The sequence below is a fragment of the Streptomyces eurocidicus genome, assembly GCF_002891295.1.
Lineage (GTDB): Bacteria > Actinomycetota > Actinomycetes > Streptomycetales > Streptomycetaceae > Streptomyces > Streptomyces eurocidicus.
On the sequence record NZ_LGUI01000001.1, the window covers coordinates 488,521 to 507,230 of the forward strand.

Annotated in this window: 17 protein-coding genes; 9 read left to right on the forward strand and 8 right to left on the reverse strand. The window is 71.6% G+C overall.

Annotated elements, in window-relative coordinates:
* Positions 1-111: 111 nt before the first annotated feature.
* The 3 genes from AF335_RS02125 to AF335_RS02135 all read right to left on the reverse strand — a co-directional run bounded on the left by AF335_RS02125 (position 112) and on the right by AF335_RS02135 (position 2,003).
* Complete coding sequence (locus AF335_RS02125) at positions 112-687, reverse strand: TerD family protein (protein ID WP_087928280.1); 576 nt, start codon at positions 685-687, stop codon at positions 112-114.
* A 224-nt stretch (positions 688-911) separates the two neighbouring features.
* Entirely contained in the window at positions 912-1,370 is a 459-nt protein-coding gene (locus AF335_RS02130) for a peroxiredoxin (protein ID WP_087928279.1), read from the reverse strand.
* Positions 1,371-1,580: 210 nt separating this feature from the next.
* Entirely contained in the window at positions 1,581-2,003 is a 423-nt protein-coding gene (locus AF335_RS02135) for a DUF3052 domain-containing protein (protein ID WP_095584221.1), read from the reverse strand.
* Positions 2,004-2,496: 493 nt separating this feature from the next.
* Here AF335_RS02135 and aceE point away from each other — a divergent pair, with 493 nt between their 5' ends.
* On the forward strand, positions 2,497-5,229 hold the full coding sequence (aceE, locus tag AF335_RS02140) for a pyruvate dehydrogenase (acetyl-transferring), homodimeric type (RefSeq protein ID WP_102916515.1): 2,733 nt from the start codon (positions 2,497-2,499) through the stop codon (positions 5,227-5,229).
* A 264-nt stretch (positions 5,230-5,493) separates the two neighbouring features.
* On the opposite strand, the gene AF335_RS02145 is transcribed toward aceE, so the two are convergent.
* Positions 5,494-5,901 carry a peptidase inhibitor family I36 protein gene (locus tag AF335_RS02145; protein WP_102916516.1) on the reverse strand — a complete coding sequence of 136 codons (408 nt, stop codon included), beginning with the start codon at positions 5,899-5,901 and terminating at the stop codon, positions 5,494-5,496.
* Positions 5,902-6,025: 124 nt separating this feature from the next.
* On the reverse strand, positions 6,026-7,618 hold the full coding sequence (locus AF335_RS02150; protein WP_102916517.1) for an MFS transporter: 1,593 nt from the start codon (positions 7,616-7,618) through the stop codon (positions 6,026-6,028).
* Between the two features lie 118 nt (positions 7,619-7,736).
* On the opposite strand from AF335_RS02150, the gene AF335_RS02155 reads away from it, so the two are divergent.
* The 5 genes from AF335_RS02155 to AF335_RS02175 all read left to right on the forward strand — a co-directional run bounded on the left by AF335_RS02155 (position 7,737) and on the right by AF335_RS02175 (position 12,985).
* Positions 7,737-8,396, forward strand: coding sequence for a TetR family transcriptional regulator (locus tag AF335_RS02155; RefSeq protein WP_102916518.1), 660 nt, complete (start codon positions 7,737-7,739; stop codon positions 8,394-8,396).
* A gap of 98 nt (positions 8,397-8,494) precedes the next feature.
* A complete protein-coding gene (locus tag AF335_RS02160) occupies positions 8,495-9,718 on the forward strand; it encodes an alpha/beta hydrolase (RefSeq protein ID WP_184743712.1) in 1,224 nt (407 codons plus the stop codon).
* A gap of 294 nt (positions 9,719-10,012) precedes the next feature.
* Positions 10,013-10,873 carry a DUF4429 domain-containing protein gene (locus AF335_RS02165; RefSeq protein WP_102916519.1) on the forward strand — a complete coding sequence of 287 codons (861 nt, stop codon included), beginning with the start codon at positions 10,013-10,015 and terminating at the stop codon, positions 10,871-10,873.
* A gap of 124 nt (positions 10,874-10,997) precedes the next feature.
* On the forward strand, positions 10,998-12,311 hold the full coding sequence (locus tag AF335_RS02170) for a sensor histidine kinase (RefSeq protein ID WP_102916520.1): 1,314 nt from the start codon (positions 10,998-11,000) through the stop codon (positions 12,309-12,311).
* Complete coding sequence (locus AF335_RS02175; protein ID WP_102916521.1) at positions 12,308-12,985, forward strand: response regulator; 678 nt, start codon at positions 12,308-12,310, stop codon at positions 12,983-12,985. Before AF335_RS02170 ends, AF335_RS02175 begins: the two co-directional genes overlap by 4 nt.
* 209 nt (positions 12,986-13,194) lie before the next feature.
* On the opposite strand, the gene AF335_RS02180 is transcribed toward AF335_RS02175, so the two are convergent.
* On the reverse strand, positions 13,195-14,211 hold the full coding sequence (locus tag AF335_RS02180) for an aldo/keto reductase (RefSeq protein WP_102916522.1): 1,017 nt from the start codon (positions 14,209-14,211) through the stop codon (positions 13,195-13,197).
* Positions 14,208-14,651 carry a MerR family transcriptional regulator gene (locus AF335_RS02185; protein WP_228773339.1) on the reverse strand — a complete coding sequence of 148 codons (444 nt, stop codon included), beginning with the start codon at positions 14,649-14,651 and terminating at the stop codon, positions 14,208-14,210. Before AF335_RS02185 ends, AF335_RS02180 begins: the two co-directional genes overlap by 4 nt.
* Positions 14,652-14,781: 130 nt before the next feature.
* Between AF335_RS02185 and AF335_RS02190 the strand changes: the two genes are divergently transcribed.
* Positions 14,782-15,621, forward strand: coding sequence for a serine hydrolase domain-containing protein (locus tag AF335_RS02190; RefSeq protein ID WP_102916524.1), 840 nt, complete (start codon positions 14,782-14,784; stop codon positions 15,619-15,621).
* Positions 15,622-15,733: 112 nt separating this feature from the next.
* On the opposite strand, the gene AF335_RS02195 is transcribed toward AF335_RS02190, so the two are convergent.
* Positions 15,734-16,417, reverse strand: coding sequence for a pirin family protein (locus AF335_RS02195; RefSeq protein WP_102916525.1), 684 nt, complete (start codon positions 16,415-16,417; stop codon positions 15,734-15,736).
* A gap of 56 nt (positions 16,418-16,473) precedes the next feature.
* On the opposite strand from AF335_RS02195, the gene AF335_RS02200 reads away from it, so the two are divergent.
* Both AF335_RS02200 and AF335_RS02205 read left to right on the forward strand, forming a co-directional pair.
* Positions 16,474-17,658, forward strand: coding sequence for a PucR family transcriptional regulator (locus AF335_RS02200; RefSeq protein ID WP_102916526.1), 1,185 nt, complete (start codon positions 16,474-16,476; stop codon positions 17,656-17,658).
* Positions 17,659-17,747: 89 nt separating this feature from the next.
* Complete coding sequence (locus tag AF335_RS02205; protein WP_102916527.1) at positions 17,748-18,701, forward strand: ACP S-malonyltransferase; 954 nt, start codon at positions 17,748-17,750, stop codon at positions 18,699-18,701.
* Positions 18,702-18,710: the final 9 nt, after the last annotated feature.

The window sequence follows — 18,710 nt, forward strand, 5'->3', positions numbered from 1 at the left end:
CCCCGGGATGGAAAAAGGGTCGTGATGTACGTCCGGCGCCGCACGCCGGTGCCCATGACCATGCCATGGGCGGGCGTGCGGCGCCGGGCGCCGCCGGTGTACCGGCCGGACTCAGACGTTGACGCCGAAGTCCTGCGCGATGCCGCGCAGACCCGAGGCGTAGCCCTGGCCGATGGCCCGGAACTTCCACTCGGCGCCGTTGCGGTACAGCTCGCCGAAGACCATGGCGGTCTCGGTCGAGGCGTCCTCGCTGAGGTCGTAGCGGGCGAGCTCGGTGTTGTCGGCCTGGTTCACGACGCGGATGTAGGCGTTGCGCACCTGGCCGAAGCTCTGCTGGCGGCCCTCGGCCTCGTAGATCGAGACCGGGAACACGATCTTGTGGACGTCGGCGGGCACCCCGGCCAGGTTGACCTTGATGGCCTCGTCGTCGCCCTCGCCCTCACCGGTGAGGTTGTCACCGGTGTGCTCGACGGAACCGTCGGGGCTCTTGAGGTTGTTGAAGAAGACGAAGTTCTGGTCGTTGGCGACCTTGCCCTGGTCGTTCGTCAGCAGCGCGCTGGCGTCCAGGTCGAAGTCCGTACCGGTGGTGGTACGGGCGTCCCAGCCGAGACCGACGATGACCGCGGTCAGGTTGGGGGCCGCCTTGGTCAGCGAGACGTTGCCGCCCTTGCTGAGACTGACTCCCACGAGTCCTCCATTGGTTCGAGGGGGCCGGAACCATTCGGCGAGACCTGTGCCCCCGTTGTGCGATGGCATCCGATCAACGTTTGGATCCTAGTGACCGGTTCCCACCGATTACAGGCTTCTTGCACGCGGACCGTACCCGGAGCGCGCGGACGGCCGAACCTCGGCCGGACGAGAGCCCCGGGCGTCTGGGGAAAAACTTACGGAAAAGGGTTCGGCGAGGGACCTCAGAGGGCCGCGAGGGCCGCGGTGTACTCGTTCAGGTCGCGCGCGTCGGGCAGCCCGTTGACGACGGTCCAGCGGACCACGCCCTCCTTGTCGATGATGAAGGTGCCGCGCACCGCGCAGCCCTTCTCCTCGTCGAAGACGCCGTAGTCGCGGCTGGTGGCGCCGTGCGGCCAGAAGTCGGAGAGCAGCGGGTAGTCCAGGCCCTCCTGCTCGGCGAAGACGCGCAGCGAGAACGGGGCGTCGTTGGAGACGGCCAGCAGCTGCGTGTCGTCGTTGGCGAACTTCGGGAGCTCGTCGCGCAGGGCGCACAGCTCGCCGGTGCACACGCCGGTGAAGGCGAAGGGGTAGAAGAGCAGGACGACGTTCTTCTCGCCGCGGAAGTCGGAGAGCCGGACGGTCTCGCCGTGCTGGTTCTTCAGCTCGAAGTCCGGAGCCTTGGTGCCGACATCGATCGCCATGGATTCGCTTCCCTCTCTCGACAGGAGCCGGTCCCTGGGCGCTGGGCGAGTCGCTCCCTCCCGCGACCCCGGCCACCGGCGGGTAGGCGGCCAGTGTGTCACTGCGCGCCGGCGCACCACGCACCGCGCCCCCCGGTGGGGCCTTCCCCAGCCTTCGCTGGGTGGGGCCGCCGGGGGGCGCGGTGGCGGTTTTCGGCTACGCCGGGGGCGTCAGCGCTTGGGGGCAACCATGCGGGTGCCCGTCCAGTCCTTGGCCACGCTGATGCTCTTGGTCTGGCTCAGGCCCGCGGTCTGGGACGCCTCGTTGATGTCGCTCGGCTCGATGTAGCCGTCGCGGCCGGTCTTCGGGGTCATCAGCCAGATGTCCCCGCCGTCCTCGAGCATGCCGATGGCGTCCACGAGCGCGTCCGTCAGGTCGCCGTCATCGTCACGGAACCACAGGACGACGGCGTCGGCCACGTCGTCGTAGTCCTCGTCGACGAGGTCCTGGCCGGTGATCTCCTCAATGGCCTCGCGGAGCTCCTGATCGACATCGTCGTCGTAGCCGATCTCCTGGACCACCTGTCCGGGCTGGAAACCCAGCCTGGCGGCAGGGTTGGTCCGCTCCTCCGCGTGGTCCGCGGTCGCGCTCACGGATTGCCTCCTGTCATCTTTCGAGAAAGTGTCTTGTGTCCCTCGCATACGCGAGGCATTGGCGGTAGTCCACACGTGCCGGGCGGTTCGCGCAAGTACCGGGCCATCGAGACCGCCGAAACGGTGACGGAAGCGGCCGTCTCGCCGCAACTCCAACGACGGAAGAGCACAGGCGAGTGATTCACGCCACAGTATTCTGCCGGGTTTGCCGAGGCGCACCGCCGGATTGCGGCGATCAGGCCCGAACGGCCGTACACGAACGACCCCCATAGGGGGCGTATGGTTGCGATTTGGCCGTCGAAAGTCGGCCGGTCCTCGCCTTGTCGTCTCGCCAAGCGGTGGTTACCGCCCAGTAGAGATGACGTTTTCGCTGTCGCGGTCCACGATGGGAGCGCGCGCGACTTAGCCAGAGGCAGCAACAGAGACAGCGTTTGCCCGCGTGCGCATCGAATGCGTGCAGAGCACGACACGACCCGAACAGCGAAGGAACAGCGTGGCTTCCGGATCCGATCGCAACCCGATCATCATTGGCGGCCTTCCCAGCCAGGTCCCTGACTTCGATCCCGAAGAAACCCAGGAGTGGCTCGACTCGCTCGACGCAGCCGTCGATGAGCGAGGCCGGGAACGTGCCCGCTACCTCATGCTTCGCCTGATCGAGCGCGCACGCGAGAAGCGCGTGGCCGTGCCCGAGATGCGCAGCACCGACTACGTCAACACCATCGCGACCAAGGACGAGCCGTTCTTCCCCGGCAACGAGGAGATCGAGCGCAAGGTCCTCAACGCGACCCGGTGGAACGCGGCCGTCATGGTCTCCCGGGCCCAGCGCCCCGGCATCGGTGTCGGTGGTCACATCGCGACCTTCGCCTCCTCCGCCTCGCTGTACGACGTGGGCTTCAACCACTTCTTCCGCGGCAAGGACGAGGGCGACGGCGGCGACCAGATCTTCTTCCAGGGCCATGCCTCCCCCGGCATCTACGCCCGCGCCTTCCTGCTGGACCGGCTCTCCGAGCGCCACCTGGACTCCTTCCGCCAGGAGAAGTCCAAGGCGCCCTACGGCCTCTCCAGCTACCCGCACCCGCGGCTGATGCCGGACTTCTGGGAGTTCCCGACCGTCTCGATGGGCCTCGGCCCCCTCGGCGCGATCTACCAGGCCCGGATGAACCGCTACATGGAGGCGCGCGGCATCGCCGACACCTCCAAGTCCCACGTCTGGGCGTACCTGGGCGACGGCGAGATGGACGAGCCCGAGTCGCTCGGCCAGCTGTCCATCGCCGCCCGTGAGGGCCTGGACAACCTGACCTTCGTCGTCAACTGCAACCTGCAGCGCCTCGACGGCCCGGTGCGCGGCAACGGCAAGGTCATGCAGGAGCTGGAGTCGCAGTTCCGCGGCGCCGGCTGGAACGTCATCAAGCTCGTCTGGGACCGCTCCTGGGACCCGCTGCTGGCGCAGGACCGGGACGGCATCCTGGTCAACAAGCTCAACAGCACCCCCGACGGTCAGTTCCAGACGTACGCCACCGAGACCGGCGCGTACATCCGCGACCACTTCTTCGGCGACGACCAGCGTCTGCGGAAGATGGTCGAGGGCATGTCCGACGACCAGATCCTGCACCTGGGCCGCGGTGGCCACGACCACAAGAAGATCTACGCGGCGTACGCGGCGGCCAAGGCGCACAAGGGCCAGCCGACCGTGATCCTCGCGCAGACGGTCAAGGGCTGGACCCTGGGTCCGAACTTCGAGGGCCGCAACGCGACCCACCAGATGAAGAAGCTCACGGTCGAGGACCTCAAGCGCTTCCGTGACCGTCTCCACATCCCGGTCGCCGACAAGGAGCTGGAGTCCGGCCTGCCGCCGTACTACCACCCGGGTCGCGACTCGGAGGAGATCCAGTACATGCACGACCGCCGTAAGGCGCTGGGCGGCTATGTGCCGACCCGCGTCGTGCGGTCGAAGCCGCTGGCCCTCCCGGAGGACAAGGTCTACGCGACCGCGAAGAAGGGCTCCGGGCAGCAGTCGATCGCCACCACCATGGCCTTCGTCCGCATCCTGAAGGACCTCATGCGGGACAAGGAGATCGGCAAGCGCTTCGTGCTGATCGCCCCCGACGAGTACCGCACCTTCGGCATGGACGCGTTCTTCCCCTCGGCGAAGATCTACAACCCGCTGGGCCAGCAGTACGAGTCCGTGGACCGCGAGCTGCTGCTCGCGTACAAGGAGTCGCCGACCGGCCAGATGCTGCACGACGGCATCTCCGAGGCGGGCTGCACGGCCTCGCTGATCGCGGCGGGCTCGGCCTACGCGACGCACGGCGAGCCGCTGATCCCGGTCTACGTCTTCTACTCGATGTTCGGCTTCCAGCGCACGGGTGACCAGTTCTGGCAGATGGCCGACCAGCTGTCGCGCGGCTTCGTGCTGGGCGCGACCGCCGGTCGTACGACGCTGACCGGTGAGGGTCTCCAGCACGCGGACGGCCACTCGCAGCTGCTGGCGTCCACCAACCCGGGTGTCGTCTCCTACGACCCGGCGTTCGGTTTCGAGATGGCGCACATCGTCAAGGACGGTCTGCGGAGGATGTACGGCGAGAACGCCGAGGACGTCTTCTACTACCTGACCGTCTACAACGAGCCGATCCAGCACCCGGCCGAGCCGGCGGACGTGGACGCCGAGGGCATCCTCAAGGGTCTGTACCGCTTCAAGCAGGGCGAGGCGGGCGCCGTCCCGGCGCAGATCCTCGCCTCCGGTGTGGCCGTGCCGTGGGCGATCGAGGCCCAGCGCATCCTCGCCGAGGAGTGGAACGTCAAGGCGGACGTCTGGTCGGCGACCTCCTGGAACGAGCTGCGCCGCGACGCCATCGAGACGGAGGAGCACAACCTCCTGCACCCGGAGGAGGAGCTCCGCGTGCCGTACGTCACGCAGAAGCTCCAGGGCGCCGAGGGTCCGTTCGTGGCCGTTTCCGACTGGATGCGGGCCGTTCCGGACCAGATCTCGCGCTGGGTGCCGGGTGCGTACCAGTCCCTGGGCGCCGACGGCTTCGGCTTCGCGGACACGCGTGGCGCGGCCCGTCGCTTCTTCCACATCGACGCGCAGTCGATCGTCCTGGCGGTGCTCACCGAGCTCGCCAAGGAGGGCAAGGTCGACCGCTCGGCGCTGAAGCAGGCCGTGGACCGCTACCAGCTCCTGGACGTCACGGCGGCCGACCCGGGCGCCGCGGGCGGCGACGCGTAGTCGTTTCGCACTGGGCGGTACCACCGCTTTCCACGCCACGGCCCCCCGGCCGGCATCCGCCGGCCGGGGGGCCGTGGCGTTTCCCGGGAAGAGGCAGCCCTGTCGCCGCCTCTTCCCGCTTCGCGCGGTGTCCTCAATCGCCGGACGGGCTGGATTTGCCCGGTTCCGGGCGACAACTCAGCCCGTCCGGCGTTTGAGGACCGGGGCCCGGGGCGGAGCCCCGTTCGGGAAGGGGCGGGGTGGGGAAAAACCCGCCGTCAGCCCCTACCGCTCCCAGACCTTGTACGCCCGCACGACATACGCCGTCTCCGGCACCCACGTCCCCGACGGATACGTGTCGAACTCGCCCGTCTCCCCACAGGTCGCGCTCTGGTACGTAGTGACAGGGCGCCCCGTGCGATTGGCGAGGGACGCCGCCGCCGTGCCGGCCGGTAAGGTGACGCAGCTCTCGATGGAGATGTCCGCGAGTTCGCCGGTGGCGCGCGTGCCGTGGAAGCCGGGTTTCGACCAGAGGCACAGCTGTCCGGCGGCGCACTGGCCGAGCCGTCCCCTGTCCACGGCGTCCGCGGTGGGCGCGGCCAGCAGGGCCAGACAGGCGGCGGCGGTGACGGCGGCTGCCCCGGCGGTGATCCGGGCGGCGTTCCGGGTCGCGGCAGCGTGAATCGTACGCATAGGCTTCACTCCCTGTGTCGGCTGTGTCGCACACCGCATCCTGGCGGGGGTGGCTCGGCGATGCCAAGAGGGCCCCGCACCGCGGGGCCCTCTTGTGTCCGGATAGGGGAAAACGCCGGGCCCGTCAGACGTGGGCGGCGCCGGCGCCGGCCTCGGCGTTGTCGCCGCGCTTGGTGAACAGCGCGCACACGGCGGCGAGCAGTCCGACGCACCCGCCGACGGTGAAGGCCAGGCCCATGCCTGACACGAAAGTGTCATGGGCGACATCGGTGATCCGCTGGGCGAGCTCCGGTGTCGCCTTCGGCGGGACGGGCGCCATGCCGACGGCGACGGCGTCCGACGCCTGGGCCATCTGCGCGGGCGTGCCCTGCGGAAGGCCGGCCTCGGCCCACCGGTCGGGCAGCAGGTTGTCCACCCGGGCGGCCATCACGGCGCCCAGGGCTGCCGTGCCCAGCGAACCGCCGACCTGCATGGCGGCCTGCTGGAGTCCACCGGCCAGGCCGGCGTGCTCCATGGGGGCGTTGCCGACGATGACCTCGGTGGCGCCGACCACGACCGGCGCGAGGCCGAGGCCGAAGAGACCGAACCAGATGGACATCGCGACGGAGCCGGAGTCGGGCTCCAGGGTGGCCATGCCGAAGCACGCGGCGGCGGCGAAGATCATGCCGGCGACCATCGGGATCCGGGGACCGATCTTGGTGATGATCGCGCCCGCGGTCGGCGATCCGACGATCATCATTCCGGTGAGCGGCAGCATGTGCAGGCCGGCGTTGACCGGTGTCATGCCGTGCACGTTCTGGAGATAGAAGGTGACGAAGAACAGGCCGCCGATGAAGGCGAAGGCCATCAGCACCATCAGGATCGTGCCGGCGGTCAGCGGCAGGGAGCGGAACAGGCTCAGGGGCAGCAGGGGCTCCCGGACCTTGGTCTGCCAGAAGGTGAAGAGGACGAACGCGACGATCGCCCCGGCGAGGAACAGCAGGGTGCGGGAGTCGCCCCAGCCCCAGGCGGGTGCCTTGATCAGTGCCCACACCAGGCAGAACATCGCGGCGGAGAGCAGGACGATGCCCAGGATGTCGAAGGAGCTCGACGTTTGTTCGGGGCGGTGGTCCTTGAGGATGAGCACACCGACGACGAGCGCGACGACGCCGACGGGCACGTTGACATAGAAGACCGACTGCCAGTTCACATGCTCGACGAGCACACCGCCGAGGATCGGTCCGGCGGCCGTCGAGGCGCCGATGACCATGCCCCAGATGCCGATGGCCATATTGAGCTTCGCGGGCGGGAAGGCGGCCCGGAGCAGTCCGAGCGCGGCCGGCATCAGCAGGGCGCCGCACAGGCCCTGGACGACGCGGAACGCGACGACCGCCGAGACGCTGCCCGAGAGGGCGATGGCGCCGGAGGCCACGGCGAAGCCGGTCGTGCCGATCAGGAAGGTCAGCCGGTGACCGAAGCGGTCACCCAGCTTGCCCGCGGTGATCAGGGACACCGCGAGGGCGAGGAGGTAGGCGTTGGTGATCCATTGGACGTCGGCCAGCGAGGCCCCCAGGTCCTTCTGGATCGCGGGGTTCGCGATAGCGACGATGGTGCCGTCGAGCGTGACCATCATCACGCCTATCGCGACGGAGAAGAGTGTCAGCCAGGGGTGACCCCGTAAACCCTTTCGGGGCCCAAGATCCGGCGTCGCGTCGGCGACGGTGGTCTGTGACGTCATATTTCGAGATTATGGCAGCGTCTGACAATTGACAAACATGTGCATGAGTCGGTATCTGTCAAATCTGCTCATGTCTATCCTGAACAGCGGAAATGCGTCGGAGGAGAGGCGAATCCCCATGCACGCCATCGAGGGCGCGGGCGCCCGGACCGGGCCGCCCGGCCTACGCGAGCGCAAGAAGCGGCGTACCCGGGACACCCTGATCCGCTGCGCCCTGGAGCTCTTCGCCCTGCAGGGCTACGAGCGGACGACGGTCGACGCGATCGCCGAGGCCGCGGACGTCTCCCCGCGCACCTTCTTCCGCTACTTCGCGGGCAAGGAGGAGGTCGCCTTCGCGCTCCAGGACTCCGTGGAATCCTCCTTCTGCGCCGCCCTGCGCGAGCGCCCGGCCGCCGAGTCCCCGCTCGCCGCGCTGCGCGGAGCGGTGCTGACCTCCTGGGACAAGCTGGGCGAGGACGTCGGGTCGATCGTCCCGCTGGAGCTGCACATGCGGACGTACCGGATGATCGAGTCCACCCCCGCACTGCTCGCCGTCCATCTGCGCCGGCTGTCCGAGGTCGAGGAGCGGCTCGCGCACGAGATCGCCCGCCGCGAGGGGCTGGACCTCGCGGCGGACCCCCGGCCCCGGGTGCTGCTCGCGGCCTTCGGCGGGGTGATGCGGGTGACGGGCCGGATCTGGGGCGAGCAGGGCGGCGCCGGCATGACGGAGCTACGGCGGATCATCACCGCCCATCTGGACCAGCTCGGCCCGGCGTTGGCGGAAAACTGGCGGACCTGATCGCGAATCACCTGGGCACGAGCAATTGCCCTCATTCAAACGTGAGATAGCTCACTGACTTCCCGGACGCAAGCGGGTTTCTCCTACGCTGGTTCGCGGTGACTTCTTTCCCGGAGCTCGGCTCCCCCTCCTCCGTTCCCTGGACGACCACGGCCGCCGTGTGGCGCGCGCTGCTGGCGCTGGCCGTCGTGTTCGTCATGCTCGCGACGACCGGCTGGACGGCCGTAAGAGGTCACGCGGCGACCGGCGACGCACGGTCGAAGAGCCTCCAGGCATGGCTGCACGGCTCCATAGGCGGGCGGCCGCTGCCCGCCGCCACCTCGGGCCCCGACGTCCTGGCCCGGTTCTTCGGCTCCCTCACGGGCGCCGAGCGCGACCGGCTCGCGGAGCGCTACCCGCTCGTCGTCGGCAACCTCAACGGTGTCCCCGTGTCCCTGCGCTATCACGCCAACCGCGTCGCCCTGGACCGGGCCCGCGAGGTCGAGAAGCACCGCATGGGCGAGAGCGGCCTCACCCCCGTGGGCCGCCGCGAGGCGGGCCGCCGGATGCACCGCTTCGAGTCGCTGATGGGCACCGGCCGGCAGATCCTCGCCTTCGACCCCGGCGGCGCCGGCCGGGTCGCCGAGGTCATCGGCGACCTCGACCGGGCCGAGCGGGTCTCCGTCGTGGTGCCGGGCGTCGACACCAACGTCCTGTCCTTCGAGAAGACCCAGCGCGCCTACACCGCGCCGGTGGGCATGGCCCGCTCCCTGCACGACGCCGAGCGGACGGCCTCCTCCGGCACCAGGACGGCCGTCATCGCCTGGGACGACTACACCACCCCGGCCGGCGTCGGCATGGACGCGGCCACCGGCAAGCTCGCCGCCGAGGGCGCGCTCCGGCTGCGCGCCCTGGTCCGGGGCCTGCCCGGCACCTCCCCCGTCTCGCTCTTCTGCCACAGCTACGGCTCGGTGGTCTGCGGGGTCGCCGTCCGCGACATCTCCCCGCGCGTCACCGACGTCGCCGTCGCCGGCAGCCCCGGCATGCGCGCCGAGCACGTCTCCGAGCTGCGCACCTCCGCCCGGATCTGGGCGATGCGCAACCCCGACGACTGGATCCAGGACGTCCCCCACCTGGAGGTCGGCGGCCTCGGCCACGGCGCGGATCCGGTGTCCCCGGGGTTCGGGGCGCGCCTGCTGTCGGCGAAGGGGGCGGACGGTCACGGCGGGTACTTCGAGCCGGGGACGACGAGTCTGGCGAACTTCGCGGCGATCGGGGTGGGAGTACCGGGGGAGATCCGCTGTGCGGGTCCGGACACGGGGTGTGCGGCCGGCTTGGTCTGACGTGCGCCTGCGGCGGGCTTTGTCCCCTACCCGCCCCTTCCCGTAACCGGGGGCAGGCCCCCGGGCCCCCCTTTTCCTCGCTCCGCGCGGACCGGGGTCCGGGGCGGAGCCCCGCACGCGGCGGAGCCGCACATCGGATACAGCGGGAAGGGGCGGGGCCGGGGAAAAGCCCCGCGCAGCGGCACCCCGCACGCGCCCCGGCACCCTCCATTCCGCTTCCACCCCACCTTGACGCGCGTAGCGCATCCGCCCGGAGGGGGGACGCACAGCCCCCCGCCGCATACGATGAGCCGCATGGGTGATGTGCTGGCCGGTTTCCACGCCGCCTGGGAGTTCGACACCGACTCCGTGCTCATCCGCTTCGAACGGGGGATCCGCACGCCGAGGCTGCTCCAGGCGCTCGGCGAGCGGCGCATCCCCTACGAGGCGCTCGCGGCCGTCGAGCAGGCCCCGGGGAAGCGCGGCACGGTGGTGCTGCGCGCTGTCCCCAGACCGGGCGCGGATCCGCTGATGGACGTCGCCAACGGCCAGCTCAAGGAGGTCTGCGACCCCTACCGCCTGGTGCTGCCCGCCGAGCGCGACGCCCTCGCCGAGTACTACGCCGACGAGATACGGGCCTCGCTCGGCCCCTGCGCCGACCAGCCCGCGGAGCGCCACCTGGTGGCCGCCCCGGCGCCGCCGCTGTCCTTCAAGGCGTACGACGGCAAGGCGTCCTTCGACGGCGCGTCCGTCGCCTTCCGCTGGTTCTGGACGGGCGCCTCCTCCGCCAAGTGGAAGGCCGGCGACCAGCGGTTCGCGGTCGGTGAGCTGGCGGGCGTCGAGTGGCGCTCCCCCGAGTTCGCCGGCGGCCATCTGCGGCTCGTGCCGCGCGACGGGGACTCCCGGCAGCCGGGCCCGGCGGACCAGGACCCGGCGGCGGTCGTCTTCGGCATGGGCTACGGCCTCGTCCACGAGTCGCTGCCCTTCGCGGCCGCGGTCCTGGCGGCCGTCCGCGCCGGGGCCCGCGGGCTCCCCGCGGCCCGGGTCCCCGCGCCCCGCCCCGACCCGGGCGGCATCGCCGACCGCATCCGTCACCTGGGCGCGCTGCACGACGCGGGCCTGCTCACCGACGACGAGTTCAGCACCAAGAAGGCGGAGCTGCTCGCGGAGCTGTAGCGCGCCGGACGACCCCGTCCGGGACCCCGGCACCGGCTGGTACCCCTGCTACCCCGGTATCACCCGGAAACCGGCACTCCGGGGTGACGCCCCTGCTGACCAGGGCATCTAGGCTGAGGAAGTCATGTCCCAGTCACCCCGCGCCACCACCCGGCCGTCCCCGCTCGCCTTCGCGCGTGATGTGCTCACCCCCGCCGGACCGCCCGTGCCGCTGCTCGGCCGGGCGCGGAGCCGGTTCGTACGGTCCCTGCCGTATGTGATCACCGGGGCGTTCGCCGTCGTCCTGCTGGGCACCACGGCCACGGTCCTGTCCGAGAACTACGGGCTCCCGTCCGACCTCGCGTTCACGTTCGCCCTGCTCCAGGCCGTGCCCCTGCTCTTCGCCGTCCGGCGCCCCCTGCTGGTCTGGGCGATCGTCTTCCCGGCCGACATCGCCGCGGCGGCGGCGCTGCTCGCCCTGCCGATGCGGGGCGAACAGCCCTGGCCCTGGCCGCCCATGGCGATCTTCGGCATGCTGCTGCTGATGCTCCTCATCGGGCTGCGCGAGCGGCGGCGCACCCTCGTCGCCGTCTGGACCCTGACGGCCCTCGCGAGCCTCGTCTTCCAGTTCGTGTCGCCCGAGCGGAGCTCCCTCATCTCGGTGACGACGCTCGTGCTGGGCGCCGTGGTGCTGACCGTCGGCGGGGCGCTGCGCGAACGCGGCGACGCCCGGCGGGCGCTGGCCGAGCAGGAGACCATCAGCGAGGCGGAGCGGGCCCGGCGGACCCTGCTGGAGGAGCGCACCCGGATCGCCCGTGAGCTGCACGACGTCGTCGCCCACCACATGTCCGTGATCACCGTGCAGGCGGACAGCGCCCCGTACCGCCTGACCGGTCTGCCGGCCGAGGCGGAGGGGGAGTTCGCCTCGATCGCGGCCACGGCCCGCGAGTCGCTCACGGAGATGCGGCGGCTGCTGGGCGTGCTGCGCAGCGAGGACGCCTCCGGCGGGGAGCCGGGCGGGGTCGAACGGGCGCCGCAGCCGGGCGTCGAGCGGATCCCCCAGCTGGTCGAGGCAACGGTACGGGCGGGGCTGCCGGTGCGGCTGTCGATGCCGGATCCGCTGCCGGAGGCGGTCCCGCAGACCGTGGACCTCTCGGCCTACCGGATCACCCAGGAGGCCCTCGCCAATGTCGTCCGGCACGCCCCGGGCGCGGCGACCCGGGTGTCGGTGTCCGTCGATCCCGACCGGGGCAGCCTGATGGTGCTGGTCGTCAACACCGCCCCGGAGAACGACTCCCCGCCGCTGGAGACCAGCGGCACGGGCCACGGTCTGGTCGGGATGCGCGAGCGCGTCCGCCTGGTCGGCGGCACGCTCGACACCGGCCCGCTGCCGGACGGCGGCTTCCGGGTGGCGGCCCGGCTCCCGTTCACGACAGAAGAGGAACCCCCCACCGCATGACCATCAAGGTGATCATCGTCGACGACCAGGCCATGGTCCGCGCGGGGTTCGCCGCGCTGCTCGCGGCCCAGGCCGACATCGACGTCGTCGGCGACGCCCCCGACGGCCGGCAGGGCGTGGAGCTGAGCCGCCGCGCGCATCCGGACGTCGTCCTGATGGACGTCCGGATGCCGGAGATGGACGGCCTGGAGGCCGTGCGGCGGCTCCTCGATCCGCCGCCGGGCGTCATCCACCGTCCGAAGGTGCTGATGCTCACCACCTTCGACGTCGACGACTACGTCTACGAGGCGCTGCGCGCGGGCGCCTCGGGGTTCCTCCTCAAGGACGCGCCCCCGGCCGACCTGATCTCGGCGGTCCGGGTCGTCGCGGCCGGCGAGGCGCTGCTCGCCCCGTCCGTGACCCGCCGCCTCATCGCCGACTTCGCCCGGCAGCGCCCCGCCACCCGCCGGGACCCGTCCCTCCGTCTCAACGGCCTGACGCCGAGGGAGACGGAGGTGCTCGAACTGATCGCACGGGGGCTCTCCAACCAGGAGATCGCGGGGTCGCTGGTGCTGGCGGAGCAGACGGTGAAGACGCATATCGGGCGGGTGCTGGCGAAGCTGGGGCTCCGCGACCGGGCCCAGGCGGTGATCTTCGCGTACGAGTCGGGGCTGGTGGCCCCGGGAGGCCGGTAGGGACGGCCGGACGTGCCGGACGGACCCGCGCGGCGAACCGCCCGGCGCGATACCCCGGTCCGGAAGGCGGAAGCCCACCGGCCCGCAAAGCGGCCCGTCCCATGAGGCCCCGGTCCGGAAGGCGGGACCCCGCCCGGGCCCGCGGGGCGAGCCGCCCGGCGCGCGACACCCCGGGCCCGAGGACGGAACCCCGCCCACCGGCCCCCCGGTTACTCCCGGCCCACCGCCGTGAACGACATGTCCGCGTACCGCCCGCCGGCGACCTTGTCCGCGATCGGCTCCAGCTCGGCCAGCTCCGCCGCCGTCAGCTCCATGCTGATCGACGCCAGGTTCTCCTCGATGCGCGACCGGCGCCGCGTGCCCGGGATCGGGATCACGGCCAGGCCGTGCACCCGGGCCCGCTGCTGCACCCAGGCCAGGGCGATCTGACCGGGCGTCGCCCCGCGCTCGCCGGCGATCCGCCGCACCGGCTCCAGCAGGGCCGCGTTCGCCGCCGCGTTCTCGCCGGTGAAGCGCGGCTGCATGCGGCGCCAGTCGTCGCTCGTCAGCTCGGCGTCCGCCTGTACGAAACTGCCCGTCAGGAAGCCCCGGCCGAGCGGCGAGTAGGGCACGAAGGCGATGTCCAGCTCCGCGGCCGTGGCGACGACGCCCTGCTCCACGTCACGGCTGAAAAGCGACCACTCCGACTGCACGGCGGCGATGGGGTGCACCTTGTGCGCGGTGCGCAGCTCGCCCGGCGAGACCTCGCTCAGCCCGAGGTGGCCGACCTTGCCCTCCGCGACCAGCTCCGCCATGGCGCCGACGGTGTCCTCCATCGGCACCTCCACATCGCGGCGGTGCATGTAGTAGAGGTCGATGTGGTCGACGCCGAGGCGGCGCAGGCTGCCCTCGACGGAGGCGCGGATGTACGCGCGGTCGTTGCGGATGCGCTGGAAGGAGGGGTCGTCCTCGCGCCGCTCGATGGCGAACTTGGTGGCCAGCGTGATCTCGTCCCGGTGCGCCCGGACGAAGGGGGAGATGAACTCCTCGTTGCGGCCGTGGCCGTAGACGTCGGCGGTGTCGAAGAGGGTGACGCCGCGGTCCAGGGCGCGGCCCAGGGTGGCCCGCGCCTCGGTCTCGTCGGTGGGCCCGTAGGCGTAGGTCATGCCCATGCAGCCGAGGCCCTGCACGCCGACCTGCGGGCCGCCGTTGCCCAGGGCGACGGTGGATATCTTGTCGTTGCTCATATGCTCAGAACCCCTTCGGACGCCCGGCGGTGGGCGGCGTAGATATCGATCTTGAAGTCGAGGACGTCGAGCGTGCTGTGCAGTTCGGCGATGCGCCGCCGTACGTCCTCGCGATGCGCGCTCAGCAGGTGCTCCCGCTCGGCGAAGGTGTGGTCGCCCTCCCGTACGAGCTGGGCGTAGCGGACCATGTCGGCGACCGGCATCCCGGTCAGCCGCAGCTTGCCCACCAGATCGAGCCAGTCCAGGTCCTTGTCGGTGTAGCGGCGCTGGCCGGTGTGCGAGCGGTCCACGTGCGGCATCAGTCCGATGCGCTCGTACCAGCGCAGGGTGTGGGCGCTGAGGCCGGTGTAGTCGACGACCTCGCTGATCGTGTAGCGGTCGCGCCCCTGCGGGCGGGCGTGCCGCTGCCGGTCGAGCTGGCTGCAGGCGCGCACCGACATCGGTACGCGGTCCGTCACGGTCATGCGATTCCCCCTCGTGCCTTCGCGATGCCCCCACGCTAGAGACTTGGAGTGCACTCCAGGCAAGCGAGATCCGGAGGTGATTCCCGGCCGGGTTAGGCTCCTTGCCATGGAGAGCCTGCGCATGATCGAAAACTGGCCGGTCCCCACCGCCGCCGCGGCGGTCGTCCGGTCCGACGGCAGCCTGGCGGGGTCCTACGGGCCGACCGGCCACCGATTCCCGCTGGCCTCCGTCACCAAACCGCTCGCCGCGTACGCCGTGTTGGTGGCGGTCGAGGAGGGCGCGGTCGAGCTGGACGAGCCGGCCGGTCCCGAGGGTGCCACGGTCCGGCACCTGCTCGCGCACACCTCGGGCCTGGCGTTCGACGAGCACCGGTCGATGGCCGAGCCGGGGACCCGGCGGCTGTACTCCAACGCGGGCTTCGAGGTGCTGGGCGACCATATCGCCAAGGCGACGGACATCCCGTTCCCGGAGTACCTGCGGGAGGCCGTGCTGGAGCCGCTCGGCATGGCGGCGACGGACCTTCCCCCGGCTACCGCTGGGGGGACCCCCGGCTCGCCCGCCAAGGACGGCGTCTCGACCGTGGCGGACCTGGCCCGCTTCGCGGCCGAGCTCCAGGCGCCGCGGCTGCTGTCGCGCGCGACGCTGGACGAGGCGACGTCGGTGGCCTTCCCGGGCCTGACCGGCGTCCTGCCGGGGTACGGCCACCAGCGCCCCAACGACTGGGGCCTGGGCTTCGAGATCCGCGACGGCAAGGCGCCGCACTGGACGGGGGCGTCGTCGTCCCCCCGGACGTTCGGGCACTTCGGCCAGTCGGGCACGTTCCTGTGGGTGGACCCGGAGGCGGCCGCGGCGTGCGTGGCCCTGGCGGACCGCCCGTTCGGCCCGTGGGCGGTCGAGGCGTGGCCGCCACTGACGGACGCGGTACTGGCGGAGCTGCGGGGGTAATCAGCCCGTCCGGCGCTTGAGGACACCGCGCGGAGCGCGGAAAGGGGGCCCGGGGGGGGGCGCCAGCCCCCCCCGGTTCCGGGAAGGGGCGGGTAGGGGACAAACCCCCCGCTCACCCGAACCGCGGCTCCGCATGCATCTCCCACACCAGCAACTCCGCCGCCACCTGAACCCCCACCTCCACACCCTCGGCGTCGAGCACCCGCACCGCGTCCCCCGCGGACAGCGTGTCGGACCCCATCCGCACGACCCCCCGCACCACATGCACGTAGACCCAGGGCGCGTCCGGCAGCACCACCGTCCCCCCGGCCCCCGCCCGCCGCACGTGCAGCACCGCGTCCGCCCGCGCCAGGGCGTACGGCGCGTCCTCGGACAGAGCGCGCACCACCTCGTACGACGGTTCGCCGCCGTAATCCGAAGGGGTGAGCCACATCTGTACGAAGCGGAGCGGGTCCGGCGACTCGTTGCGTTCCGAGTGCCGCACGCCGGATCCGGCGCTGAGCCGCTGGAGGTCCCCCGACCGTACGACCGTGGCGTGGCCGGTCGAGTCCTCGTGGGTGAGCTCGCCCTCGACCACCCAGGTGACGATCTCGACGTCGCGGTGCGGGTGCGGGGGGAAACCCGCCCCGGCGGCCAGGTTCTCCTCGTTGCAGGCGGCGAGGGGGCCGAACCGGACGTTGTCGGGGTCGTAGAAGCCCGAGAAGGAGAAGGCGTGCCAGGTCTCGATGCCGGCCTCGGGGTCCCCGCCGGGGAAGCGCTCCCCGGCGCGCTGTACGGCGCGTCGCACGTGCGTCATCGGGCTACGGTAGCCCGGCGACCCCGCTCGGGACGCGAATAAGGCAGGCTTGTCCCGTGCCTGAACCCGCCGCTAACACCCCGCATCCGCACAGCGCCACCCTGCGCCGCCTGGAGAAGTCCGCCGGAACGCTGGCCGCCGCCGCCATCGCCCGGATGGACGCCCAGCTGCCGTGGTACCGGGCGATGCCCCCGGAGAACCGCTCCTGGATCGGCCTGGTCGCCCAGGCGGGCATCGCGGCCTTCACCGAGTGGTTCCGGCATCCGGAGACCCCCCAGGCGATCAGCACGGACGTCTTCGGCACGGCCCCGCGCGAGCTGACGCGGGCGATCACTTTGCGCCAGACGGTGGAGATGGTCCGTACCACCATCGAGGTCATGGAGTCGGCGATCGACGAGGTCGCCGCCCCGGGTGACGAGTCGGTGCTGCGCGAGGCGCTCCTCGTCTACGCCCGTGAGATCGCCTTCGCCACCGCACAGGTGTACGCGCAGGCGGCGGAGGCGCGCGGTGCCTGGGACGCCCGGCTGGAGTCGCTGGTCGTCAACGCGGTGCTGTCGGGCGAGGCCGACGAGGGGGCGCTGTCCCGGGCGGCGGCCCTCGGCTGGAATTCGCCGGCGCATGTCTCGGTGGTGCTGGGCACCGCTCCCAACGGGGACAGCGAGCTGACGGTCGAGGCGATCCGGCGGGCCTCGCGGCACGCCAAGCTCCAGGTCCTGACGGGTGTGCTCGGGGACCGGCTGGTGGTGATCGCGGGCGGCTCCGACAATCCGCTCCAGGCGGCGAAGGCCCTGATCGGGCCGTTCGCGGCGGGTCCCGTGGTGGCCGGTCCGGTGGTCTCCGACCTGCTGGCGGCGACGCGTTCGGCGCAGGCCGCGGCGGCCGGTCTGAAGGCGTGCGCGGCCTGGCCGGACGCGCCCCGCCCGGTCCTCGCGGACGATCTTCTTCCGGAGCGCGCGATGGCCGGCGACGCCACGGCCCGCGAGCAGCTGGTGGAGGAGATCTACAGACCGCTGGAGGAAGCGGGCTCCGCGTTGCTGGAGACCTTGAGCGTCTACCTGGAACAGGCGAGTAGCCTGGAGGGTGCGGCGAGGATGCTCTTCGTACACCCGAACACCGTGAGATACCGCCTCCGACGTGTGACGGACGTCACCGGATGGTCACCGTCCGATGTGCGCTCGGCGTTCACGCTGCGGATCGCGCTCATCCTGGGCCGTCTGGCAGACGCCGAGACACCCGCCTAGCATTTTGTCGAACATCAACAATTCCCCTGACGGTTCTTGGTCCCTGTCCTCACGGGTGGGCGAGGCCGTCCACGAGAGAGAGTGTGAGGGTGCTCGTACTCGTCGCTCCCGGCCAGGGCGCTCAGACGCCCGGCTTCCTGACCCCCTGGCTCGACCTCCCCGGTGTCGAAGACCGACTCCGTGAGTGGTCGGCCGCCATCGGCCTGGACCTGGTCCACTACGGCACGAACGCCGACGCGGACGAGATCCGTGACACCGCCGTGGCCCAGCCGCTGCTGGTGGCCTCCGCGCTGCTCTCCGCGCGGCAGCTCTTCGCGACGGCCGAGGACTTCTCCCGGCTGGTCGGCGCCGCCGCCGGGCACAGCGTCGGCGAGCTCGCCGCGGCCGCGCTGACCGGCGTGCTGCCGGACCGGGCCGCGCTGGAGCTCGTGCGCAAGCGCGGTCTGGCCATGGCCGAGGCCGCCGCCGTCACCGAGACGGGCATGGCGGCCCTGCTGGGCGGTGAGCCCGAGGTCGTGCTGCCGCACCTGGAGAAGCTGGGCCTGACCCCGGCGAACGTCAACGGCGCGGGCCAGATCGTGGCCGCGGGCACCGCCGAGCAGCTGGCGGCGCTGGCCGAGGACAAGCCCGAGGGCACCCGCCGCGTCGTCGCGCTGAAGGTCGCCGGCGCCTTCCACACCCACCACATGGCCCCGGCCGTGGTGGCGCTGGAGGAGGCGGCGCGCGAGCTGTCGGTCGCCGACCCGCACACCCGGTACGTCTCCAACAGGGACGGCGCGGTCGTCACCACCGGCGAGGACGTCGTCCGCCGGCTGGTCGGCCAGGTGGCCAACCCGGTCCGCTGGGACCTGTGCATGGAGACGTTCAAGGAGCTCGGCGTCACCGCGATCATCGAGCTCGCCCCCGGCGGCACCCTGGTGGGCATCGCCAAGCGCGCCCTGCCCGGCGTGCGGACGCTCGCGCTCAAGACCCCGGCCGACCTCGACGCGGCTCGCGCGCTCATCGCCGAGTACGCCACCGACGCCGCGACCCCGGCCGAATAAGGAGCCCCG